Below are 22,646 nucleotides of genomic sequence, written 5' to 3' on the forward strand. Positions count from 1 at the left end.
CCTGCGAAGCCATCGTAATTCGCCGAGCCGATCGGAGTACGATGGTGGGCTCCGGCGGTGCGTCCGCCCCCTGCATTGCGCTTAACCCATTGATTTGCGAGGCAAAATTGTCCGACCATGGCCTGATCCGCATCCGCGGCGCCCGTCAGCACAATCTCAAGAATATCGACCTTGACCTGCACACGGGCCAGATGACCGTGGTAACGGGCCCCTCGGGCTCGGGCAAGTCCAGCCTGGTCTTCGATACGCTCTACGCGGAAGGCCAGCGCCGCTACGTGGAGACCTTCAGCGCCTACGCGCGCCAGTTCCTGGACCGCATGGACCGTCCGCAGGTGGACAAGGTGGACGGCGTGCCGCCGGCCATCGCCATCGACCAGACCAACCCGGTGCGCAGCTCCCGGTCCACCGTCGGCACGATGACCGAGCTGAACGACCACCTGAAGCTGCTCTACGCGCGCGCGGCCGAACTGTTCGACCGCCAGACGGCGCTGCCGGTGCGTCATGACTCCCCCGAGACCATCTACGCCGAACTGGCCGCCCGCACCGCGCCCGGCCAGCCCTTTGCCGACGCCCGGCTGGTGGTGACCTTCCCCGTGGAACTGCCGGCCTCGGCCACCGAGGAAGAAGTGGCGCAATGGCTGTCCGTCAGCGGCTACACGCGCGTGCACGGCCAGCGCGTGGTCGAGTCCGCCACCGGCAGCCGCAAGGTGCTGGACGTGGTGGCAGACCGCTTCCGCATCGCCAATGTGGACAAGGCCCGCGCCGTGGAGGCCATCGAAGCCTCCCTCAAGCGCGGCGGCGGTCGCGTGAGCGTGCAGGTGGTGACCGACGCCGGCGACGGCCCGGTCTGGCGCTTCTCCACCGGCCTGCACAGCCCGGAAAGCGATATCCGCTACGCGGACCCGCAGCCGGCGCTGTTCTCGTTCAATTCCGCCTATGGCGCCTGCGAGACCTGCCGGGGCTTCGGCCGGGTCATCGGCGTGGACCTGGGCCTGGTGATTCCCGACAGCCGCAAATCGCTGCGCGACGGGGCGATCAAGCCGATGCAGACGCCGGCCTGGAAGGAATGCCAGGACGACCTGATGCGCTACGCCGCCCGCGCCGGCATTCCGCGCGACCTGCCGTGGAACCAGCTCAGCGAGGCCGAGCAGCACTGGGTCATCCACGGCTCGCCGGACTGGAACGGCCAGTGGAACAAGCAGTGGTACGGCGTGATGCGGTTCTTCAGCTACCTGGAGTCGAAGGCCTACAAGATGCACATCCGCGTGCTCTTGTCGAAGTACCGCAGCTACACGCCCTGCGAAACCTGCGGCGGCGCGCGCCTCAAGACCGAATCGCTGCTCTGGCGCCTGGGCGACAAGGCCAATGCAGACGCCGTGCTCCAGCCGGATCACCGCTTCCTGCCGCGCGGCGTGGACTGGGATCGCACCCAGCTGGAGGCGCTGCCGGGCCTGACCGTGCACGACCTGATGCTGATGCCGATTGCCCGCATCCGCCGCTTCTTCGACGATCTGACGCTGCCGAGCGCCTTGCTCGACGACGCCCTCAAGCTGCTGCTGGCCGAGGTGCGCACGCGCCTGAAATACCTGTGCGACGTGGGCCTGGGCTACCTGACACTGGACCGCCAGAGCCGCACGCTGTCTGGCGGGGAGGTCCAGCGGATCAACCTGACCACGGCGCTGGGCACCTCGCTGGTCAACACGCTGTTCGTGCTCGATGAGCCGAGCATCGGCCTGCATCCGCGCGACCTGAACCGGATCGTCGAGGCGATGCATCGGCTGCGCGACGCCGGCAACACGTTGGTGGTGGTGGAGCACGACCCCTCGGTCATGCTGGCCGCCGACCGGCTGATCGACATGGGCCCCGGCCCTGGCGAGCGCGGCGGTGACATCGTCTTCGACGGCACGCCGGCGGCCATCCGCCATGAACGCACGCTGACCGGGGACTACCTCGGCGGGCGGCGCCTTGTGACGGATGCGTCGCACTGGCAGGCGCGCAAGGTCGATGCGGACACGCCGCGCCTCCGGCTGGAAGGCGCCACCGAGCACAACCTGCGCGATGTCAGCGTCGAGATTCCGCTGAACCGGCTGGTCTGCGTGACTGGCGTGTCCGGCTCGGGCAAGTCCACGCTGCTGCAGGACGTGCTGTACCCGGCCATGGCGCGCCATTTCGGCAAGGCCACCGAGTCCCCCGGCGCGTTCCGCGACCTGATCGGCGCCGAGCAGGTGGATGACGTGGTCTTCGTGGACCAGTCGCCCATCGGCAAGACCGCGCGCTCCAACCCGGCCAGCTACGTGGGCGCGTTCGACGAGATCCGCAAGCTGTTCGCCCGCGCGCCGCTGGCGCTCCAGCGCGGCTACACGGCCGGCACGTTCAGCTTCAATTCGGGCGACGGGCGCTGCCCGACCTGCGGCGGCTCGGGTTTCGAGCACGTGGAGATGCAGTTCCTGAGCGACGTTTACCTGCGCTGCCCCGATTGCGACGGCACGCGCTATCGCGCCGAGGTGCTAGAGGTGAAGATCGCCCGCGCCGTGCGTGGCCAGCCGCCGCGCCAGTTGAGCGTGGCCGATGTGCTGGAGCTGACCGTCAGCGAGGCGACGGCGCTGTTCGCCGACGATGCCGCCGTCCTGCGCGTGTTGGCGCCGATTGCCGACGTCGGCCTGGAATACGTGAAGCTGGGCCAGCCCGTGCCGACGCTGTCCGGCGGGGAGGCCCAGCGGCTCAAGCTGGCCGGCTTCCTGGCCGAGACCGCGCAGACCCAGCCGGTGAAGAACCGCAAGGCGGTGATCCTGCCCCGGCGACTGTTCATGTTCGACGAACCCACCACCGGCCTGCATTTCGACGACATCGCCAAGCTGATGCGCGCGTTCGGCAAGCTGCTGGACGGCGGCCATTCGCTGATCGTGATCGAACACAACCTGGACGTGATTCGCGCGGCGGACTGGCTGATCGACCTGGGCCCGGAAGGCGGCGACGCCGGCGGCGAGGTGCTGTGCGTGGGCACGCCCGAGGACGTCAAGGGCTGCGAACACTCGCATACCGGCCATGCGCTGATCCAGTATGACCAGGCCATGGGCGAGGCCGGCACGCTGGCCGCCGAGCGCGCCGAGATGGCCGAGCACGGCCTGCCGCTGCAAGCCGCGCTGCAGGCCAAGCGCGCGCGCCGGGCCATCGAGGGCGAGGGAGTGGTGCGCATCGTCAACGCGCACGAGCACAACCTGAAATCGCTGAATGTCGATATCCCGCACGGGAAGTTCAACGTGATTACGGGCGTCTCGGGCTCGGGCAAATCCACGCTGGCCTTCGACATCCTGTTCCACGAGGGCCAGCGCCGCTATCTGGAATCGCTGAATGCCTATGCGCGTTCGATCGTGCAGCCGGCCGGGCGGCCGGAGGTGGACGCGGTGTATGGCATTCCGCCGACCGTGGCCATCGAGCAGCGGCTGTCGCGCGGTGGCCGCAAGAGCACGGTGGCGACGACCTCCGAGGTCTGGCACTTCCTGCGCCTGCTGTACGTGAAGCTCGGCATCCAGCACTGCGTGCATGACGGCGCGCCGGTGACGTCGCAGAGCGCGGCGTCCATCGTGGCGCAACTGCTGCGCGACCATCGCGGCCAGCATGTGGGCCTGCTGGCGCCGCTGGTGGTGAACCGCAAGGGCGTCTATACGGATCTGGCCAAGTGGGCCAAGGCGCGCGGCAACACCCACCTGCGCGTGGACGGCGAATTCCTGCCGGTGGACCCATGGCCGCGCCTGGACCGCTTCCGCGAGCACACCATCGAACTGCCGGTGGGTGACATCGTGATTTCGGCGGATAACGAGGCGGCGCTGCGTGCGCTGCTGGACCAGACGCTGGAGGTGGGCAAGGGCGTGATGCACCTGCTGGCGCCGCTGGATGGGCTGCACGACGCCATCCACGATGGCAACGGCACCCGCCACGTCGGCGAAACCAAGGTGTTTTCGACGAAGCGCGCCTGTCCGGTCTGTGGCACGAGCTACCCGGAACTCGATCCGCGCATGTTCTCGTACAACAGCAAGCATGGCTGGTGCACCACCTGCGTGGGCACGGGGCTGGCGCTGACCCGCGAGCAGCGCGCGGCATACGACGACACGGTGCTTGGCGCCGACGACAACCGCGGGCGCGAGCAAAGCCTGCCGTCCGAGGAGCAGGAGCCGGAAGGCGTGGGCGATACGCCTTGCGCCGATTGCAGCGGCACGCGGCTGAACCCGGTGGCGCGCGCGGTGACCTTCGAGGCCAGCGCGATTACCGATGTCGCCCAATGGACCGTGTCCGATACGCGGCGCTGGGTGGACGGCCTGCGGCTCAAGGGCCGCGATGCCGAGATCGCGCGCGACGTGGTGTCGGAAATCGCCAGCCGGCTGCAGTTCCTGGAAGAAGTGGGGCTGGGCTACCTGAGCCTGGACCGGGCCGCGCCGAGCCTCTCGGGCGGCGAGGCGCAGCGCATCCGCCTGGCGGCGCAGCTCGGCAGCAACCTGCAGGGCGTGTGCTACGTGCTGGACGAGCCGACCATCGGCCTGCATCCGCGCGACAACCAGATCCTGCTGGACGCCCTGCGCAAGCTTGGCGACAAGGGCAACACGCTGGTGGTGGTGGAGCATGACGAGGACACCATCCGCCGTGCCGACCACATCATCGATATTGGCCCCGGCGCCGGCAAGCGCGGCGGGCATCTCGTGGCGCAGGGCGGGGTGGCGGCGCTGGCCGCCGCGCCGGACTCCACCACGGGCCAGTTCCTGGCGCGGCCGATCATCCATCCGCTTCAGCCGCGCCGCGCGGTGCGGCCGGCGCGCGCGGGCCGGGAAGCCGAGCCGGCGCAATGGCTGACCGTGGAGGGTGCGCATCTACATAACCTGCGCCATGTCACGGCGCGGATTCCGCTGGCGCGTCTGGTGGCGATTACCGGCGTGTCCGGCTCGGGCAAGTCCACGCTCGCGCGGGACGTGCTGATGACCAACCTGCTGGACGCCGTGGGGCGCTCGGTAATGTCGTCGCCGGCCACGCGCCGGGCCCGGGCTGCCGCCGAGAAGGCCGGCAAGCCTACGGCCACGCGCGCGCTGAATGTGGCGCATGCGTGGCATGGCTGCACGTCGATCAGCGGTTGGGAGTCCATCGATCGCGTGCTGGAGGTCGACCAGACCCCCATCGGCAAGACGCCGCGCTCGTGCCCGGCCACCTATATCGGTGTCTGGGACGCGATCCGGAAGATGTTTGCGGAGACGCTGGAGGCCAAGGCGCGCGGCTACAGCGCCTCGCGCTTCTCGTTCAATACCGGCGACGGGCGCTGCCCGGCCTGCGAGGGCCAGGGCGTGCGCACCATCGGCATGAGCTTCCTGCCCGATGTGAAGGTGCTGTGCGACGTCTGCCATGGCCAGCGCTTCAACCCGGAGACGCTGGCGGTGACCTGGCGCGGCAAGAATATCGGCGATGTACTGACCATGGAGATCGACGAGGCGGTGGAGTTCTTCGGCGCCATCACGCAGATCGCCCATCCGCTGCAACTGATGAAGGATGTCGGCCTCGGCTACCTGACGCTGGGACAGCCATCGCCCACGCTGTCTGGCGGGGAGGCGCAGCGGATCAAGCTGGTGACGGAGCTGTCGAAGGTGCGTGACGACATCACGCGCCGGGGCCAGAAGGCGCCGCACACGCTGTATGTGCTCGATGAACCGACCGTGGGCCTGCATATGGCCGATGTGGCGCGGCTGATTCGCGTGCTGCACCGGCTGACCGATGGCGGGCACAGCGTGGTGGTGATCGAGCATGACCTCGACGTGATTGCCGAAGCGGACTGGATCATCGATCTCGGCCCGGAGGGTGGGGCGGCCGGCGGCACCATCGTCGGCGCGTCGGACCCGGAGACGCTGTCGCGAAACGCGGCGAGCCATACCGGCGCGGCGCTGGTGCCGGTGCTGGCGCGCGAACCCCACGAAGGCGCCGAGCAGGAAAAGCGGGGGATCGCAGTGGAATGAGGGTGGAATAAGCGTGAATGTGATGAAAAAGACCTGATCCAGGTTGCTCCCACTGCATTCCTGGCATAGAGTCGTTCCGATATCCCCGTCATCCGACGGTCCGTAGCCGATACCGGAACCGACCCGATGCCCCGTTTTTCATCACGCTTTCTTTCTCGTTTGTCTGATGTGCCGTTGGCCAGCCTCGGGCTGGCCACAGTCGCCTTGCTGGCGGCGTGCACCACGCCGCCCCCGGCCCCGCCGCAGCGCATGCCTGCGTCACCCTCCACCACGATTACACCGGCGCCGGGCGTCACCTACGGCGGCTCCGGTGGCCTGAGCCGTTCGCAGATGGAAGCCGCCGGCAACGCCTGCGAAAAGGCCGTCACCAACGCGGTCAAGCAGCGCTATCCGCAGCCCGGCAGCGTGATGATGATGCCGGACCGTGAGCGGATCTATCAGCAGACCAGCACGCAGACCGGCGTCAACGGCGAGGGCACCTTTGAGCCCGATGCCTCGGACTCGGCCATGGCCTTCCGCTACACCTGCCTGTTCAACACGCGCACCAGCCGCGTGGACGACGTGCAGATGCGGTACTGAATCGTTGACTTATCCAGCATTTCGCTGATATCGCGCCGCTAACGGTGGGGAACCTCTTCCCATCGGCCGCGATCTCCCGGCAACTTCCCTCTGATCTATTAAGCGGACGCTGAAGCGGCTTCAGCAGGCCCGCGCGTTTTCCCGTATTGTCTCGATCTGGCGACATGGACGGCCCCCCGTCCGGCGCCTTCGCCCCGATCGCCCCTACTGGTAATCCGACCGTGCAGACCCCCGCCAGCCAGCCGTCCTCCGCGCCGCCCAGCCCGGCCACGCAGCCCCCGCTCGACAACGCCATGACGCCCCGCGAGAAGCGCGGCATGGCGGCGATCATGATCGCGGTGGCGCTGGCCACGCTCGACACGGCCATCGCCAATACCGCGCTGCCGGCCATCGCGGCGGACCTGCGCAGCACCCCGCAGGCCTCGGTCTGGATCATCAACGCCTACCAACTGGCGATGGTGGCCACGCTGCTGCCGTTCGCCGCGCTGAGCGGCATCGTCGGTCACCGGCGCATGTATCTGAGCGGGGTGATCGTCTTCGTCATCTCGTCGGTGATCTGCGCGATGGCGTGGTCGCTGCCGTCACTGGCTGCCGCGCGGGCGCTGCAGGGCATCGGCGCCGCCGCCATCATGAGTGTGAACACGGCGCTGATTTCGGCGATTTTTCCGATGCACCGGCTTGGGCGCGGGCTGGGGCTGAACGCGTTGATCGTCGGGGTGTCGTTCGCGGTCGGGCCGACCGTGGCGTCCGTCATCCTCTCGTTCGGCACCTGGCCGTGGCTGTTCGCCGTGAACCTGCCGATCGGGCTGCTGGCGCTGTCCATCGGCTGGCGCTCGCTGCCGGAGAGCAAGCGCAGCACGCATGGCTTCGACCCCGTGGCGGCCATCCTCAACGTCATTACCTTCGCGGCGCTGATCTTCGCGCTCGGCGAGGGCGTGCAGCGCGAGCCGGTGGAATACGTGGTGGCAGCCGCCGTGGTGTTCCTCATCGCCTTCGTGCTGCTGCTGCGCCGCGAACGCGGTCATCCGGCCCCGATGCTGCCGGTGGACCTGTTCCGTCGGCCGATGTTCGCGCTGTCCACGCTGACCGCCGTCTGCTCGTTCGCCGCGCAGGGGCTGGCCTTCGTGTCGCTGCCGTTCTATTTCGAGCATGTGCTGGGGCGCAATCCGGTGGAAACCGGCTTCCTCCTGACGCCGTGGTCCGCCGTGGTCGCGCTGATGGCGCCGCTGGCGGGGCGCCTGTCTGACCGCTATCCGCCCGGCCTGCTCGGCGGGGTGGGGCTGGCCGTCATGGCGGTCGGCATGGCGTCGCTGGCGATGATGCCGGCGGATGCCAGCGCGCTGAACATCGGCATCCGCATGGCGATCTGCGGGGCTGGCTTCGGTTTCTTCCAGTCGCCCAACCTCAAGGCACTGATGGGCAGCGCGCCGCGCGAGCGCTCGGGCGGTGCCAGCGGGGTGATTGCCACGGCGCGCCTGATCGGTCAGGCCACGGGCGCTGCGCTGGTGGCGCTGTCGTTCAGCATTGCCGGCGAGCATGGGCCGACCCTGGCGCTGTCGCTCGGCGCCGGTTTTGCCGGGCTGGCGGCCATCGCCAGCGGCCTGCGGCTGGTGACGCCGCAAAGTGCGGACAGCGCGGACAGCGCCGCGATGCGGGCCGCCGGCAAATAATCAGGAATTAAGCGGCGCCGCTTTGTGCGCGCACAGCTTGTAGAAACTGCATGCCGTAGGTGGATGATTCGCCACACCGGGCGCCTGCCGCGCTCGGTATGAAACTTGCCGCTTCTTCCGTATCGGGGCCGCGTCTCGCGCCCCAGCCCATGGAGGAACGCAATGAAGCGATCAGACGACTATGGCCGACGCCGGTGGCCGGACCAGCGTTACGGCGGCTCGGAGCAAGGCTACGGTCACGTACCGGGCGATGATCGGAACTGGCGGGAACGCGACCTGTCGGGCGGCCGGTACGGCAACACGCGCGACCGCAATCCCTATGACGCCAGCGACAACGGCTGGAACGCGCCCGACGACAATGTGCGCGACGATGGCGCCTGGCGGCGCGACCGTACGGCATGGGGCACGGAATCGGGCCGGCAGGGCAACCAGGCACGTGGCGGCCCGGTCTACTATCCAGCACGCTCCACCTACGACGAGAACCGCGACGAGAGCACGCCGCACAACCGCGGCTACGTGACCGCCTACAGCAGCGGCTATGAGGATGGCTATCAGGCCGCCTCGCGCTCGCCCGGCACCACGCCCGCCCGGCGCGCCGACCCCAATCCCCCTTACGAGCCCTACCAGCCCCAGCCCCAGCCCCAGCGCGGCTACGAGGCCGAGGCCGGCCGCAACTACCGCCAGCGCTCACGCGGTGACCAGTCGTTCGGGCAGGAGCGGTCGCCCTATGGCTATTCGCGCCGGGTGGGACCGAAGAACTACACCCGTACCGACGAGCGCATCCGTGAGGAACTGTGCGAGCGGCTGGCCCATCAGTCGGGCCTCGACGTGAGCGAAGTGGACGTCACGGTCATGGGCAGCATCGTCACCCTGACCGGCTCGGTGGACAATCGGCGCATCAAGTACGAGGTGGAAGACATTGCCGATGACACCTTCGGCGTGACGGATGTGATCAACAAGCTCCACATCCGCCCGTATGGCGTGCTGGCCTCGGAATAATCGAACTAGTGTCGAACTAGTGTCGAACTAGTCCGATTTGCCCCCCTCGCGAAAGACAATGCCCCGGTTCGCCGGGGCATTTTTCATGGGATGGCCCGGAGACGGGCACCCTAGAGATCGCTGCCGTTCGGCGGATTTTCCATGCGCTTGTCGGTCTGGTCGGCCCGGTCGACCGGAGTGTCGGACGGCAGGGACTCGGCGGCGCGCTGCACTTCGTCGGAGATCTCGTCCTCGGGATTGTCTTCCTCGGCCACGTGGAGGTCGCGCTCGGCCTGGCCCAGCTCCCGTTCCAGGTCGCTGGCATCGGTGTCCAGGTTGGGATCGAGCGTGCTGGGGATGCTCTCGGGGTCGCTGGCGCCGGTCTGGTCCCCTCGTCGGGAGGGCGTGTCATGCGGATGGCGGGACGTCTTGCTCATGATGGGGCTCCTGATGATCGATTCATGGTCGGTTCACATGTCCTTCGACAAGAAGGGCGGCAAGTTGCATGCCAGTCGGCACATCCCGCTCGGCGGGGCGGCCGGCATGCGCAACGGCAGGGGCGAAGGTTTAGGGTTTTCACCAAGACCCGCCGCCGCCTATAGTTCGAGGCAGGGGACCGCGACACACATTCGCCACGCAGACCGCCCGCCAGAGGCTGGAATGCCAATTGCTCAGGGATGGTGGGCTGCGTGACCTACGCGGTGCAGGGCACCGCCAGGCGTCAGCCAGGGAGATCACGATGAACTTGTCCGGCATCCTGGTGACGATGAGCCTGGCCTCGTCGGTAGCCGTCTCCTCCACGCCCGTGGAAAAACAACTGCTCTCCATCAGTCCGCGCGACTTCGCCCACCAGTTCAACGCCGTGGCGACGGGCGCCGGGTCTCGCCTCGCGCTGCCCGATTTCCGCGCCAAACCCGGCTGGCATCGCGCCAAGACCAGCGAGGGCATTTCCGTGCTCGTGCGCGCGGCCCACACCGGGTACGCCATCGACGAGGTGGTGGTGGTCTGCCGCGCCGTGGAACAGTGCCTGATGACGATCTGCACGGCCGCGCTTGCCATCGACGCCACCGTGGACCCGGTGCTGCTCCAGCGCTTCATTGCCGCGCGCATCGCCGCGCAGTTGGGCGAGGTTGCCCTGGTCATGTCGGGTCTGGTGTACCTGGTGGTGTCGCCCAAGGACGACGACTATGTGGCGCTGGTGATCCGGCCGTACCAGCCGCAGCAGGAACTGACCGCGCCGCGCCAGGCGGGGCTGCTGCGCGCCGGCTATCCGCAAGGTTAGGGCGCTGCCCTCCTAGTGCAGCGGCGGACTCATCCGCCGCGACGTCATGCCTGCGGCCCGCGCGGGAGAGAACTCGGCTACGCGATGCTCGAGCAGCCGCTGCAATTCCGTGGCGCCCCGGTAGTAATGGGCGAGCAGCAACCGCAGGTCCGGATCGTCGATCGGCTCGCGCAGCAGTGCGCCATAGGCGCTGGCCGCGCGGCCGGCCTGTTGTGCCGCGTGGCGCAGCAGCAGCAACTCGCCGGCGTCCGGCGAGGGCGTGCCGGGGCTGCCCGGCGTATCGCGCCGCGGTGGGGGCACGGCAGAGCCGTGCGAAGTACCGTGTCCGTCGCCCAGACTGGCGCCGGCCCGGACGGCCAGTTCGGCTGCCGCACAGCGCTGCATGTTCGCCCGATGCGCCAGCACGGCGCGCATCTGCGGGTCAGACGCCGCAGCGGCCACGGCGGACAACGACTCTGCGCACGACTGGGCATGGCGGCTCAGTCGGGCGAGTGTAGTAGTCAATGCATCCATCTACGTCTCCGTCATGTCCTTGCAGTTGTCTTGTCATGTCTCACTGTAGGAGACGGTAGCCGTTCCGGGACCAAAGCCCTATCCATATCGCCCTGAAATTTCGTGCAGATCTGAGTTGAATGCACGCAAAACGCCGCCCGCCTGCAAACGCAGGGGGCGGCGCGGGTGATGACCGGTCGGCGGGCTTGGCGCGAACTTAGCGCTTGGTGCCCGGCGCCGGGTCCGGCGAGTCACCCTTCGGGCCGGATGGTGCGTCGGCGGTCGGCACCGCGGGGGCGCCTTGCTCGCGCGGCTTCTTCGAACGTGCCGTGGAGTCCTTCTTGGTGGTCGTGCTGTCCTTGTGCATGGTCGAGCCGCTGCTCATCGTGCCGCTGCTGCCGGGTTGGGTGGCAGAAGGCAAGGTGCCGCGCTGCGTGCTGGGGCCTTCAGGGGCCGGCGGCGCGCTCGGGTTCGGCACGTTCGGCGAGACGGGGGCCTGGCCGCCCCCCTGGGCCATGGCAGGCATCGCGATCAGCGCGCTGAGGGCGAGGGCGGTTGCGGTAAGCGTGCGTTTCATGTCGGTTTCTCCAAGATTGTGTCCTCACGGTAGTTCCACGATATTCGGGACGGCCGCCTGCCACTTGGGGGCGATGCCTGAAACGCATGTAGGACATCGACTACTTTGCCGCCGGTGCTGGGTTTTGCACGTTTTATATCGGCATGTAAAAGGGGAAAGGTCGGAGATGGGTACGAGGACGCCGGGCGTGCGCCGTGGGCCGCACGGGCCGTGCTGTGGCGCGCGGTATGGAATTTGCGTCCCGGTTGAGAAGCACGAGAGAAGCACGGCGGCGTGGCGTGGCAAGAGAGGGCGCCGCGATCGATGATCAACCGGAGATCCACATGAACCAGGGCAACTACAGGGGTGGCGGGTCCGACGACCGCACCTCGGGCGGCTACGGCAGTGACCGCGACGACGATCGCAACACCGACGACCAACGCGGCAGCACCCAGCGCGCCGGTTGGCAGAATCAGGGCGGCAGCCACTGGCAGCGCCAGCAACAGGCCGACAGCGGCAACTGGCTGTCCCATCAGCAGCAAGGGAATCAGCAACAAGGCGGCGGCTCCGATTGGCAAGGGCGCCCCAGCCAGCAGCAGGGCGGCGGCAGCGACTGGCAGGGCAGCGGCCAACAGGGCGGCAACCAGCAGGGCAGCAACCAGAGCACCTCGCAGGAATCCTCCGTGCGGACGGGAAGCGGCTACGGCGGCTATCAGGGTCAATCGGAGCGCTACGGCAGCGAGCAGAACGAGCGTAGCCGGGGCGAACGCGAACGCTATGGCGAGGACCCCTCGTCGCTATACGGCCAGCGCAGCGGCTATGGCGGTGACCCGCGCCGCATGGAAGCGCACCGCTACGGCGGCAACCGCGCCGGCGAGGGCTGGAACCCCGGCGGCGGGCGGGATCAGGGCGGCCCCGCCGGCTATGGCGAAGGCCGCTACGGCGAGTATGGCGAAGGCCAGCAGCGCGGATCTGGATCGCGCGAGCGCTTTGTCGGCTCGGGCGAGCGTGAGCGCTGGGGCGACTGGCATCAGCAAGGGCGTGCCGGCCGTGGCAGCGAATGGTCGAGCCAGCAAGGCAGCCAGGGTGACGAATGGGGCCAGGGCCGGGGCCAGGGCGGCGCACGCGGCGGCTGGGAAAGCCAGCAGCGGAGCCGCAGCATGCAACAGCAGAACCCGCGCATGCAGGAGCGCAATCGCCAGATGAGCGGTCAGTGGCCTGACGCGTCACGCAGCGGCGGCGCGCCGTGGGATGAGCCGGGGCATTCGCCGGATATGCGGACCCACTATCCCGGCGCCTATGGCGTGTCCGACTACGAGCCATCCGCCGGGCAGCAGGGCACCCGTAACTGGGGCGGCCAGTCCGCCGGATCACGCGGCTATGGCGGCGCCAGCCGCTCGGCCGGGTTCGACCGGGCCGGCTACGACCGCGACGACCAGGCCTACGAGCAGTTCACCGGTGCCAACGAGCGTAGCTCGCTCAATCGCGGCTATGGCGGCGCGGGCGGCTCGGCGGCGGCGCGTGCCCAGCGCGTGGCGCCCAAGGGCTACCAGCGGTCGGATGAACGTATCCGCGAAGACCTCTGCGAACGCCTGACCCACAGCGGCCGCCTCAACGTCCGCGACGTGGAGGTGACGGTATCTGGCGGCGTGATCACGCTGAGCGGCTCGGTGATGGACCGCCAGCAGAAGTACCGCATCGAGGATATTGCCGACGATGTGTTCGGCGTGAAGGACGTGCAGAACCAGTTGCGGGTGCAGCGCGAAGCGGGAGGCCAATCGGGCAGTCAATCGGGCATGCAATCGGGCATGCAATCGGGCAGCCGTCTCGGCGGTTTGAGTAGCTCGGGCAGCTCGGGCAGTGCGAGCACCACCCCCGGTTCCTCGTCCAGCGGCTACACCAGCGCACTGGAGGCCGGCCGGACCGGCAAGGCGCCCACGGGCACAGATCCGCAGTCCGGTTCGACCCCACCCGGAAAATCGTCCACCTGATGGAAGGGAGCCACCATGAGTGAACTGAATACGGCGCCCGGCGCGGGCGCCGACCGCAGCCAGCGCGCCACGCGCGTGCGCTCCGATGCGTCGCTGCATGACCTGTTATGCGAGCGCCTCTGGCGCAGCGGGATCGATGTGAGCGAGGTGTCGGTGACCGTGCAAGAGGGCGCGGTGACGCTGGAAGGCGCCATCGGCACCCGGGCTGACCGGGCGCGCGTCGAGGACGCCATCGACCGGATTCCCGGCGTGCGCGCCGTGGAGAACCGCGTCCGCGTGGCGCCTGACCGGTCTTCGGCAGGCCGCTAGCGGAAAGCGCGGAAAGACTGAACGCGGAACCTTAACGCGGAACGAATCAAGCCGGACGTTGCAACGCAGGACGACCATCCGTATCACAGCAAGAAGAAGGAGACGCCCATGCCATTCGCCTATGCAGGAACGCGCCGCCGGCGCAACCGCGACCGTCGTCGCAACCATGACGCGATTGGCGCCGATGCCGGCCAGCGTGGCGAGAACCCGCAGGCGCCGCAATCCAGCCCGCAATCCAGCCCGCAGTCCAATGCCGAGCCCTCGGGCCCGCAGTCCAACCCGCAGGCGGAGCGGGGCAAGCCGGACGAGCGGGGCAACGCGCCGCCCGGCGTGGGGGAGCAGGACCTCCACGACCCCGGCAGCCGCGACCCCGATGCGCCGCCCGTGGACAACCGCTCCTGACATGAAAAACGCCCCCGAGGGGGCGTTGTCACAGGACGGGGGGATGGGCCTCAGGCCGCAGCCATGCGCGCAATCCCGCAATCCATCTGGAACGTGGAGGGGCTGGATGTTTCGGCCTCTTCCGTTTCTTCTACGTCGTCTGCTGCCTCAGCCTGCTCGTCCTCCACGCGCAGCGAGACTTTGAGGCGCTCCGCTGCCGCACGGCCCACCCGGATGGCTTCGTCCCGGGTCTTGTGACGGCTGATGGCGCGCGGCACGCCGTCCGCCCGCAGATCCCAAAAGCCGTCGTTCAGCACGATGTGAAAATTCTTCGGCATGGTGAATGTGCTCCTGGTCGCTTCCCGATTATTGAGAGGTCCGTCTCCACGCGGACTGCCAATATTCTCGGATGGCGACCCCGGCATGCTGCATCGGCGTTTGTCTGACAGGGCTGTCGGTGGCCGCCGCTTGGCGCGTGACGCGGGCGGATCTCGTCGTGGTGGGAGCGCCCGCGCCCCCCGCCATGTTCATGTTTCGCCGCCTGTTCAATCGGGCTGAACAGCGCGAAAAGTTGAACAGCGGCGTCCTTTGGTCCATGATCGGGGTTACTTTTCCCGATTCCCGTTCGGCGACCCGGAGGACGCAGCCATGGACCAGAAGGCGGGCGATATCGACTGGGTGGAGGCCGCGCTGGTGGCCCTGCACCGCACTACGGGCATGCAGGCCCGCATCCGCCATGGCCGGCGCGACCCGGGCGGCGAGGCGCCGGTGGCCGCCATTTCCCTGCGGCGCGGCGACGCCGCCCATCGCTACGCGGTGGAGTGCCGGCGCTCGGTGCGCACGGTCGCGGACCTCTCCGTGGTGCGCGCCCAGTTGCAGGAGCGCGCGCCGGGCCTGCTCGTCACCACCTACCTGACCCCGGCGCTGGCCGGGCAGTGCCGCGAGATGGGGCTCCAGTTCCTCGACACGGCCGGCAATACCTTCCTCGATGCCCCGGAATTGTTCGTCTTCGTCATTGGCCAGACCCCGCCGGACAGCGTGGTGCGGCCCGCCGTGCGCATCAGCGGCAACCCGAGTTCCCAGCGGATGGTCTTCGCGCTGCTGTGCCAGCCGGAACTGCTCCAGGCCACGTACCGGGAAATCGCCCGGGTCAGCGGCATTGCGCTGGGCTCGGTGGGGGCGGTGTTCAACGGGCTGTCCGCGCGCGGCTGGCTGCTGGAGACGCGCGAGGACGAGGGGCGGCGCCTCACCGCGCCGGACCGGCTGCTCGATGAATGGGTGGCCAACTATCCGACCATCCTGCGCCACCGGCTACAGCCGCGCCGCTTCAGTGCGCCGGCGGCGGACTGGTGGCAGGCGGTCAACGCAACGGAGCTGGGCGGCTACTGGAGTGGCGAGGTCGCGGCGGCGGCGATGGTCGGCGGGATTCGTCCGGCCAGCCAGACGCTCTATATCGCCCCCGCGCGGATGGCGGGCGCGCTCCAGATGCTGACCCAGAAACACCGGCTGCAGCCGGACCCGGACGGCACGGTGGAGGTGCTCGAAGCGTTCTGGGACCCATCGGTAGAGGGGCTGGAGTCCCCGCCGCCGGGCCGGCCGGACCTGGCGCCGCCCATCCTCGTTTATGCCGACCTGATGGCCACGCTCGATGCGGACCACCTCGCGGAGGCCACGCAGTTGCGCAAGGCGCGCATCAAGGACGTGCTGGACCGGTTCTAGGCCACCGGCCAGCCGTCGCCTGATCTCGTTCAAATTTCGTCTGCTCGGCTCCCTTACTGGTTCTTCATCGCCGCAGCCAGCCGCGCGATGATCTCCCCCTCGCTCTTGAATGCCTTCTGCGCATAGGCCGAATACTGCTCGGGGCCCATGTAGTTGGTGATCATGCCGTACTGGCGCGTCACGTTCAGGAACTTGGGGTCCTTGAGCGCGTTGCGGAACGCTTCGTCAAGCCGCTTGACCACCGCGGGCTTCATGCCGGCCGGCCCGATCACGCCGAACGGCGAGTTCGACCAGACCGGATAGCCGATTTCCTTGAGCGTGGGGGCGTCCGGGAAGTCCGCCGCGCGCTTCTCCGACAGCGTGGCCAGCACCCGCATCTGGCCGCTCTGCACATAGGGCAGCAGGGTGTTGGACAGCACAGCCACGTCCGACGAGCCGCTCAGCAGGGCGGTGATGGCCTCGGCGTCGCCCTTATAGGGCACGTGGGTCCAGTTCGACTGGGAGACGCGCGCCAGTTCCGAAATCGTCAGATGCTGGCTGCCATAGATGCCGGTGGTGCCATAGCTGATGCCGCGCTTGTCGGCCTTGGCCTCGGCAATCAGCTCCTGCATGGTCTGCCACTTGGCGTCCTTCTTCACCGCCACCGCGAAGTTGTAGTCCGCGATCATCGACACGTAGGTCAGGTCCTTGAGCGGGTCGTAGCGCATCTTCTGCACGTGCGGCAGGCGGAAGATCACCACCGGCGCCATGCTGAGCGTGTAGCCGTCCGGCTCGGTGGTCACCATCTGCGTGGCGCCCAGCGTGCCGCTGACGCCCGGCTTGTTCTCCACCACGATGGTCTGGCCCAGCTCGCGCCCGGCCGCATCGGCCAGCGCGCGGGCCACCTGGTCGGTCACGCCGCCGGCGCCGTAGGGCACGATCAGGCGGATCGGGCGGGTGGGGAATTCATCGGCGGCCTGCGCGACGCCCGGCAGGATGCCGGCGCCCGTGGCGGCCACGGCGGCGCCGGCCATGGCGAAGCGGACAAAGGTACGACGTTGCATGTTGTCTCCTTGGGTTCGTCACGCCGGATCGTGGTTGTCCGGCTGGCAATACATCTGCCGCAGTATGACCGGGAGACAGGGCGCGCGGGGCGCCTGGTAGAAGGTGCGAGCCCGCTATCCGTCGATTTCATCGACGTCATGCGCCGGCTGCATTGGCGCCTCCGGGTAAGTCCGGAGGCGCCGGGGGAGCGTTGGAGGAAGCGCGCCCGACGAATGTCAGGCGGCGATCACGCGGGTGCGGATGAAGGCATCGTCACGCATCAGCGCCTCGGCCCAGCCGGCCGGCGGCACCAGGCTGATGTCGGTGATGGCGTAGCCGATATCCCCGGCAGTTTGCAGCTGCTGCGCCACGATATTGGCGCCGATCTCGGCCAGCGCCTGGTTGAAGTGCGACAGCGTGCCGGGCCGGTTGTAGTGGATGTTCAGGATGCGCGCCGGGGCCTCGAGCGGGTTCGGCTGGATCTCCGGCAGGTTCACCGCGCCGATGGTCGCGCCGGTCTCCAGGAAGTTGGCGAGCTTGGTCGCTACTTCCACGCCGATGTTCTCCTGGGCTTCCTCGGTGCTGCCGCCCACGTGCGGGGTCAGGATGACATTGGGCTTGCCCTGCAGCGGCGTGACGAACGGATCGGTGTTGCTGCGCGGCTCCTCCGGGAACACGTCGATGGCGGCGCCGGCCAGGTGGCCATCGTCCAGATGCTGGGCGAGGGCCGGAATATCCACCACCGTGCCGCGCGAGGCGTTGAGCAGGATGGCGCCGCGCTTCATGGACGAAAGCGCCCGCGCGTTGAGCAGGCCGCGCGTCTGGGGCGTGGCGGGCACGTGCAGCGTCACCACATCGGCCTGCGCCAGCGCGTCTTCCAGCGTGTGGGCGGGCATGGCCGAGCCGAGCGAGAGGCGCGGGCGGATGTCGTAGAACACCACGCGCATGCCCATGGCTTCAGCCAGGATGCCGACCTGCGCGCCGATATTGCCGTAGCCGATCACGGCCATGGTCTTGCCGCGAATCTCGAACGAGCCCTTGGCCGACTTCTGCCACTCGCCCAGATGGGCCGCGCGGCTTTTCTCGGGGATGCGGCGCATCAGCATGATCGCCTGGCCGATGACCAGTTCGGCCACCGAGCGCGTATTGGAGAACGGGGCGTTGAACACCGGAATGCCGGCGTGGGCCGCCGCGCCGAGGTCGACCTGCGAGGTGCCGATGCAGAAGCAGCCCACCGTCAGCAGCTTGCCGGGCTGGGCGAAGGTTTCCGCCGTGAGCGTGGTGGCGGAGCGGATGCCAAGCAGTTCGTGCCCCTGCACCGCCTGCTGGAGGGGCTCGCCGGCGAGGGCCTTGCCCTGCGTGGCGACGTCGATCTGATGGCGCCCCAGCATTTGCTGGGCGCTGGCGTGGATATTTTCGAGGAGGATGGCGGTGGCCATGAGGGTCTGCCGAGGGTCAGGAGGTTGGAGATGCTGTGGGCGCGCGGCCATGAGGAACTGAGGGCCTGGCGCGTCGATGCGCTCACCTTATCACTGTCCCTTACCCGTGCTCATGAAGTGGGCATCGCGGGCCACTCGCGGCGCCTCATTGGGTAGATGTCTTTGTCATCGTACAACTAGGGTAATTTCGGTCAACATCCCTTATTCGAATGCTTGCAGCGCCGCTTTTGTTCTCATATGATGTCCGATAACTATAACGAGGACGGAGACAACATGATGCAAGACACCCCATTCGACGCACGCAGGCGGACCCTGCTGAAAGCCGGCGGCGCTGCCGCAGCGGCGGCGGCCAGCGGCGGGGCGCTCGCCCAGGCTTTCGAGTTCAAGCCGAGCCAGCGCTATCCCGACGCGGCCGTGGAAATCCTCGACCCCAGCTTTGCCAAATACCGCCTGTTCAGTTCCACCGTGGAGCAGCTCGCCACGGGCTTCCGCTGGGTGGAAGGGCCGGTCTGGTTCGGCGACGGCCGCTACCTGCTGTTCTCGGATATCCCCAACAACCGCATCATTCGCTACGACGAAGCCGCCAACCAGTGGAGCGTCTTCCGCCAGCCGGCCAACTTCAGCAACGGCCACTGCCGCGACAAGCAGGGCCGGCTGATCAGTTGCGAACACCTGACGCGCCGCGTCACCCGCACCGAGTACGACGGCTCCATCACGGTGCTGGCGGACCGCTACCAGGGCAAGCGCTTCAACTCGCCCAACGACATCGTCTGCAAGTCCGACGGCTCGCTGTGGTTCTCCGATCCGCCGTTCGGCATCGGCGGCGAGTGGGAGGGAGACAAGGCCACGCCAGAGCTGCCGCACGCTGTCTATCGGATTGATCCGAAAGACAACGCGGTCACGCAGGTCATTGCCKATCTGAACGGYCCGAACGGCCTGTGCTTCTCGCCGGACGAGAAGAAGCTCTACGTGATCGAGGCGCGCGCGCAGCCGCACCGCGTGGTCTGGGCCTATGACGTGGCGGCGGACGGCGGTCTGTCGAACAAGACCAAGCTGATCGACGCCAACGGCCCCGGCGCGCTGGACGGCATGAAGTGCGACGTGGATGGCAATATCTGGGCGGGCTGGGGCAGCAGCGGGGCGCCCGGCGCGGACCCGGCCAAGCTGGACGGCGTGCGCGTGTTCAATCCGCAGGGCAAGGCCATCGGCCATATCCACTTGCCGGAACGCTGCCCGAACCTCTGCTTTGGCGGCCCCAAGCGCAACCGCCTCTATATGGCGTCCAGCCACTCGCTGTACGCGCTGTACGTGGAGACGCGCGGCGCGGTCTGATTCTCGATATTCATCGAAAATCGCTGAAAAGTTTCATCTCGCCGACGAGAAAACTGAATTCCATTCCGTATGGATTCTGCCAGCATGCCTGCATGCTGGCAGATACGGGATGGGGGCAATCGATGATGGGGAAGTCGGTTTTTCTTTATGGTGCGGCGGCGTGTTGCGCGGGCCTGGTCCCGCTGGCGGCGCAGGCCACGGAGGGGGCGCTGGGTCGCCCGGTGTCCGGCACCAGCGTGCAGGCCAATGCAGGCGTGGTACCGCCCGAGCCGGTCTGGGTGGTCAACTTCGGCGAGATCTACCTCGACGGCTCCGTGGGCAATGACCGGCAGGTGCCCATCGGCGGGCGGACTACGCTCGGCGTGGAAGCCAAGATCGCCTTCACGCTGGCCACCGCCATGAAGGTCTGGGATACCGGCCCCGGCGCATGGAACTTCGCCTCCAGCTTCACGTTGCCCTATGTCTGGACCACCGTGCACGCCACGGCCGGCGCCAGCGGCGCGCTGGGCAACTTCTCGACCGGCACGTCGGACCGGGCTTCGAACTTGTTCGATATCTACTTCGCCCCGATCATCGCCGGCTATCACTTCTCCAAGACCAGCCACATGGCGTTGAGCTTCAACGTCTGGGCGCCGACCGGCCAGTACAACAAGGACGCGCTGGCCAACCCGAGCCTGAACAACTGGACCTTCATCCCCCAGGTGGCCTTCACCCACCTGATGCCGCAGTACGGGCTGGAGTTCAATGCCGTGGGCGCGTTCCAGTTCTACACGCGCAATACGGCCACCGACTACCAGAACGCGGCGCTGTTCACGCTGGACGTGATGGGCGTGAAGCGCTTCGGCCCGTGGGGCGTGGGGCTGGTCATGGGCACGGTGCAGCAGCTCGGCGGCGATAGCGGCCCCACGGCAGACCTGCTGCACGGCTTCCACGGCCACGACTTCGCCATGGGGCCGATCGTCACCTACGACACCAAGCTCGGCGGCAAGCATCCGCTCTCGTTCGGGCTGCGCTGGGTGCCGACGGTGAGCAGCAAGAATCGGCTCGACAGCACCTCCACCTTCATGGCGACTGTCACATTGGTGCTGTAGCAGCATTCCACCTCAAGCAACGATTCACTGACAATACGCACGACTATCACTTTCCTGTCACGAATCGCCGGCACCATCGGCGCTCAAACTAGAAATCAGGGAAGTCTGAAATGCGTTATACCCACTCCGCGATCGGGATCGCGGCAGCTGTGCTTGTCTCCGCCTTGTTCTACGGCTGCAACAGCAGCGACGATGCCCCGGCATCGAACCCGGCCACGCCTTCCGGCCCGTCCACCCCGGCTACCCCCAACGATCCCAGCACGCCGGACAACCCCAAGCCCGCCGAAGTGACCGGCAAATGGACCACCGGCGACCTGCACGTCCACACCGTGGAATCGGACGACGCCCAGAGCCTGCTCGCCAACGTGCTGGACGAGGCGCTGGTCAAGAACAACCTCGACTGGACCGCCATTTCGAACCACCTGCGCCCGTCCACGCGCGACCAGAACGGCACCAACATCGTCGGCGGCCCGCTGCCGTTCTCACGGGCCATGGCCGAGTACGAGATGCCGGCCGTGCGCCAGATGCAGGTCAATGGCTCGTACGTCAACAAACTGATCTTCTCGGCCTTCGAATGGGACATGCCCACCCATGACCACATGAACGTGGGCATTTTCGGCGGCGCGCCGCTGGGCACGGCCACCAAGGCGGCCAACGAGTTCGAATACTTCTTCACGAACCGCCCCGATACCCAGTTCGATCCGGTGGACGTGGCCAACTGGAACGCCAAGGGGCCGCGCGCCTTTACCACCCACGCGGACGCCGTGAAGGCCGTGGCCTGGCTGCGCGACAACTATCCCGACACCAGCTACGCGCTGATCAACCACCCCTCGCGCAACACGGGCAAGTACACCGCCGCCGACTACCGCGAATTCAACGACACCGCCCCGAACATCGCCTTCGGCGTGGAGGGCATGGTCGGCAACCAGATGGAGCCGGACCGCGGCGGCTATACCACCGCCTACGTGAACGCCAACCTGAAGAACCGCGTCTACGGTGGCGTGGACTACGTGGTGGCGCAGGTCGGCGGCATCTGGGACGCGCTGCTCGGTGACGGCCGGCGCTTCTGGAACGTGGCCGATTCCGACCACCACTTCAAGACCATCGGCACGAACAGCAGCGGCTACTTCCCGGGCGAGTACGCCAAGACCTATGTCTGGATCGAAAACCAGTACACGGGCATCAAGGGCGTGCTGGAGGGCGTGCGCTCGGGCCGCATGTTCTCGGTGTTCGGCGACCTGATCAACGCGCTCGACTTCAACGTGGCCGGCGCCGCCGGCAAGGGCGAGATGGGCGGCGAGCTGAAGGCCAAGGCCGGCGAGACCGTGACGGTCACCATGCGCTTCAAGAGCCCGGACCGCAACCACTTCGAGTACCCGATCAACAGCGGCATCAACGTCAACGTGCGTCCCACGGTGGACCACATCGACCTGATCGCCGGTGACGTGACGCCGCGCGCCGCGGCCGGCACGGCGGGCTACAGCAAGGAAACCAACGACTCGACCAAGGTGATCGCCACCTTCACGTCGGCCGACTGGAAGCTGGATTCGGACGGGTACTACGCCGTGACCTACACCTATACGGCGACGAAGAACCAGTACTTCCGCCTGCGTGGCACCAACCTCGGCATGAACGTGGCGGGTGAGACCCAGGACGGCAATCCGCTCCCGGACGCCAAGACCACGGTCACCGAGGACGCCGCGCGCTTCAACGCCATCAACGCCCGCAACTACAACGACCTCTGGTTCTACTCGAACCCGGTCTTCGTGACCGTGGGTTCGTGACCGTGGGTTCGTGATGGTAGGTAGCTGAGT

At 67.7% G+C, this 22,646-nt stretch carries 18 protein-coding genes; 12 read left to right on the forward strand and 6 right to left on the reverse strand.

The window, feature by feature from the left end:
* Window positions 1-107: 107 nt before the first annotated feature.
* The 4 genes from uvrA to AC1DP9_RS21660 all read left to right on the forward strand — a co-directional run bounded on the left by uvrA (window position 108) and on the right by AC1DP9_RS21660 (window position 9,238).
* Window positions 108-5,990: an excinuclease ABC subunit UvrA gene (gene uvrA / locus AC1DP9_RS21645; protein WP_477108447.1), complete on the forward strand. Its 5,883-nt coding sequence runs from the start codon at window positions 108-110 to the stop codon at window positions 5,988-5,990.
* Window positions 5,991-6,116: 126 nt separating this feature from the next.
* The gene (locus tag AC1DP9_RS21650; RefSeq protein ID WP_477108448.1) at window positions 6,117-6,569 is read left to right on the forward strand and encodes a short-chain fatty acid transporter; all 453 of its coding nucleotides are present in this window, start codon (window positions 6,117-6,119) and stop codon (window positions 6,567-6,569) included.
* Between the two features lie 293 nt (window positions 6,570-6,862).
* Window positions 6,863-8,239 (forward strand): MFS transporter, encoded by a 1,377-nt coding sequence (locus tag AC1DP9_RS21655; protein WP_092300759.1) that lies wholly within the window; start codon window positions 6,863-6,865, stop codon window positions 8,237-8,239.
* 162 nt (window positions 8,240-8,401) lie between these two features.
* Window positions 8,402-9,238: a BON domain-containing protein gene (locus tag AC1DP9_RS21660; protein ID WP_477108449.1), complete on the forward strand. Its 837-nt coding sequence runs from the start codon at window positions 8,402-8,404 to the stop codon at window positions 9,236-9,238.
* Window positions 9,239-9,348: 110 nt separating this feature from the next.
* Here the strand turns inward: AC1DP9_RS21660 and AC1DP9_RS21665 are convergent, their stop codons facing one another.
* Window positions 9,349-9,654, reverse strand: coding sequence for a hypothetical protein (locus tag AC1DP9_RS21665; protein WP_092300610.1), 306 nt, complete (start codon window positions 9,652-9,654; stop codon window positions 9,349-9,351).
* Window positions 9,655-9,956: 302 nt separating this feature from the next.
* On the opposite strand from AC1DP9_RS21665, the gene AC1DP9_RS21670 reads away from it, so the two are divergent.
* Window positions 9,957-10,499, forward strand: a complete 543-nt coding sequence (locus AC1DP9_RS21670; protein ID WP_092300607.1) for a malto-oligosyltrehalose synthase — start codon at window positions 9,957-9,959, stop codon at window positions 10,497-10,499.
* 12 nt (window positions 10,500-10,511) lie between these two features.
* On the opposite strand, the gene AC1DP9_RS21675 is transcribed toward AC1DP9_RS21670, so the two are convergent.
* Together AC1DP9_RS21675 and AC1DP9_RS21680 are read right to left on the reverse strand one after the other, a co-directional pair.
* Window positions 10,512-11,012, reverse strand: coding sequence for a hypothetical protein (locus AC1DP9_RS21675; protein ID WP_092300604.1), 501 nt, complete (start codon window positions 11,010-11,012; stop codon window positions 10,512-10,514).
* Between the two features lie 196 nt (window positions 11,013-11,208).
* A complete protein-coding gene (locus AC1DP9_RS21680) occupies window positions 11,209-11,568 on the reverse strand; it encodes a hypothetical protein (protein ID WP_092300601.1) in 360 nt (119 codons plus the stop codon).
* 323 nt (window positions 11,569-11,891) lie between these two features.
* Between AC1DP9_RS21680 and AC1DP9_RS21685 the strand changes: the two genes are divergently transcribed.
* From AC1DP9_RS21685 to AC1DP9_RS21695, 3 genes are all read left to right on the forward strand, one after another.
* Window positions 11,892-13,538 (forward strand): BON domain-containing protein, encoded by a 1,647-nt coding sequence (locus tag AC1DP9_RS21685; RefSeq protein ID WP_477108450.1) that lies wholly within the window; start codon window positions 11,892-11,894, stop codon window positions 13,536-13,538.
* Between the two features lie 15 nt (window positions 13,539-13,553).
* Window positions 13,554-13,847 (forward strand): BON domain-containing protein, encoded by a 294-nt coding sequence (locus AC1DP9_RS21690; RefSeq protein ID WP_477108451.1) that lies wholly within the window; start codon window positions 13,554-13,556, stop codon window positions 13,845-13,847.
* A 108-nt stretch (window positions 13,848-13,955) separates the two neighbouring features.
* Entirely contained in the window at window positions 13,956-14,249 is a 294-nt protein-coding gene (locus tag AC1DP9_RS21695) for a hypothetical protein (protein WP_441645372.1), read from the forward strand.
* A gap of 50 nt (window positions 14,250-14,299) precedes the next feature.
* Here the strand turns inward: AC1DP9_RS21695 and AC1DP9_RS21700 are convergent, their stop codons facing one another.
* Entirely contained in the window at window positions 14,300-14,566 is a 267-nt protein-coding gene (locus AC1DP9_RS21700; protein WP_441592994.1) for a DUF2188 domain-containing protein, read from the reverse strand.
* A 310-nt stretch (window positions 14,567-14,876) separates the two neighbouring features.
* Here AC1DP9_RS21700 and AC1DP9_RS21705 point away from each other — a divergent pair, with 310 nt between their 5' ends.
* Window positions 14,877-15,947 carry a type IV toxin-antitoxin system AbiEi family antitoxin gene (locus AC1DP9_RS21705; RefSeq protein ID WP_477108452.1) on the forward strand — a complete coding sequence of 357 codons (1,071 nt, stop codon included), beginning with the start codon at window positions 14,877-14,879 and terminating at the stop codon, window positions 15,945-15,947.
* Between the two features lie 53 nt (window positions 15,948-16,000).
* Here the strand turns inward: AC1DP9_RS21705 and AC1DP9_RS21710 are convergent, their stop codons facing one another.
* Together AC1DP9_RS21710 and serA are read right to left on the reverse strand one after the other, a co-directional pair.
* Entirely contained in the window at window positions 16,001-16,990 is a 990-nt protein-coding gene (locus tag AC1DP9_RS21710) for a tripartite tricarboxylate transporter substrate binding protein (RefSeq protein WP_441592996.1), read from the reverse strand.
* A gap of 216 nt (window positions 16,991-17,206) precedes the next feature.
* Complete coding sequence (serA, locus tag AC1DP9_RS21715) at window positions 17,207-18,409, reverse strand: phosphoglycerate dehydrogenase (RefSeq protein WP_092300584.1); 1,203 nt, start codon at window positions 18,407-18,409, stop codon at window positions 17,207-17,209.
* A 276-nt stretch (window positions 18,410-18,685) separates the two neighbouring features.
* On the opposite strand from serA, the gene AC1DP9_RS21720 reads away from it, so the two are divergent.
* From AC1DP9_RS21720 to AC1DP9_RS21730, 3 genes are all read left to right on the forward strand, one after another.
* Window positions 18,686-19,741: an SMP-30/gluconolactonase/LRE family protein gene (locus tag AC1DP9_RS21720; protein WP_477108488.1), complete on the forward strand. Its 1,056-nt coding sequence runs from the start codon at window positions 18,686-18,688 to the stop codon at window positions 19,739-19,741.
* Window positions 19,742-19,863: 122 nt separating this feature from the next.
* Window positions 19,864-20,832 carry a SphA family protein gene (locus AC1DP9_RS21725; protein WP_477108489.1) on the forward strand — a complete coding sequence of 323 codons (969 nt, stop codon included), beginning with the start codon at window positions 19,864-19,866 and terminating at the stop codon, window positions 20,830-20,832.
* Between the two features lie 110 nt (window positions 20,833-20,942).
* On the forward strand, window positions 20,943-22,616 hold the full coding sequence (locus AC1DP9_RS21730; RefSeq protein WP_477108453.1) for an S-layer protein: 1,674 nt from the start codon (window positions 20,943-20,945) through the stop codon (window positions 22,614-22,616).
* Window positions 22,617-22,646 lie beyond the last annotated feature (30 nt).

Source organism: Cupriavidus sp. 01L43 (genome assembly GCF_056399925.1).

Excerpts from the sequence above, each read along its gene's own strand:
- AC1DP9_RS21660 (WP_477108449.1), top strand. The coding sequence starts at position 8,402 with ATGAAGCGATCAGACGACTATGGCCGACGCCGGTGGCCGGACCAGCGT.
- AC1DP9_RS21665 (WP_092300610.1), bottom strand. The coding sequence starts at position 9,654 with ATGAGCAAGACGTCCCGCCATCCGCATGACACGCCCTCCCGACGAGGG.
- AC1DP9_RS21700 (WP_441592994.1), bottom strand. The coding sequence starts at position 14,566 with ATGCCGAAGAATTTTCACATCGTGCTGAACGACGGCTTTTGGGATCTG.
- AC1DP9_RS21710 (WP_441592996.1), bottom strand. The coding sequence starts at position 16,990 with ATGCAACGTCGTACCTTTGTCCGCTTCGCCATGGCCGGCGCCGCCGTG.
- AC1DP9_RS21690 (WP_477108451.1), top strand. The coding sequence starts at position 13,554 with ATGAGTGAACTGAATACGGCGCCCGGCGCGGGCGCCGACCGCAGCCAG.
- AC1DP9_RS21695 (WP_441645372.1), top strand. The coding sequence starts at position 13,956 with ATGCCATTCGCCTATGCAGGAACGCGCCGCCGGCGCAACCGCGACCGT.
- AC1DP9_RS21680 (WP_092300601.1), bottom strand. The coding sequence starts at position 11,568 with ATGAAACGCACGCTTACCGCAACCGCCCTCGCCCTCAGCGCGCTGATC.
- AC1DP9_RS21730 (WP_477108453.1), top strand. The coding sequence starts at position 20,943 with ATGCGTTATACCCACTCCGCGATCGGGATCGCGGCAGCTGTGCTTGTC.
- AC1DP9_RS21725 (WP_477108489.1), top strand. The coding sequence starts at position 19,864 with ATGATGGGGAAGTCGGTTTTTCTTTATGGTGCGGCGGCGTGTTGCGCG.
- AC1DP9_RS21675 (WP_092300604.1), bottom strand. The coding sequence starts at position 11,012 with ATGGATGCATTGACTACTACACTCGCCCGACTGAGCCGCCATGCCCAG.
- AC1DP9_RS21705 (WP_477108452.1), top strand. The coding sequence starts at position 14,877 with ATGGACCAGAAGGCGGGCGATATCGACTGGGTGGAGGCCGCGCTGGTG.
- AC1DP9_RS21650 (WP_477108448.1), top strand. The coding sequence starts at position 6,117 with ATGCCCCGTTTTTCATCACGCTTTCTTTCTCGTTTGTCTGATGTGCCG.
- serA (WP_092300584.1), bottom strand. The coding sequence starts at position 18,409 with ATGGCCACCGCCATCCTCCTCGAAAATATCCACGCCAGCGCCCAGCAA.
- AC1DP9_RS21655 (WP_092300759.1), top strand. The coding sequence starts at position 6,863 with ATGACGCCCCGCGAGAAGCGCGGCATGGCGGCGATCATGATCGCGGTG.
- AC1DP9_RS21670 (WP_092300607.1), top strand. The coding sequence starts at position 9,957 with ATGAACTTGTCCGGCATCCTGGTGACGATGAGCCTGGCCTCGTCGGTA.
- AC1DP9_RS21685 (WP_477108450.1), top strand. The coding sequence starts at position 11,892 with ATGAACCAGGGCAACTACAGGGGTGGCGGGTCCGACGACCGCACCTCG.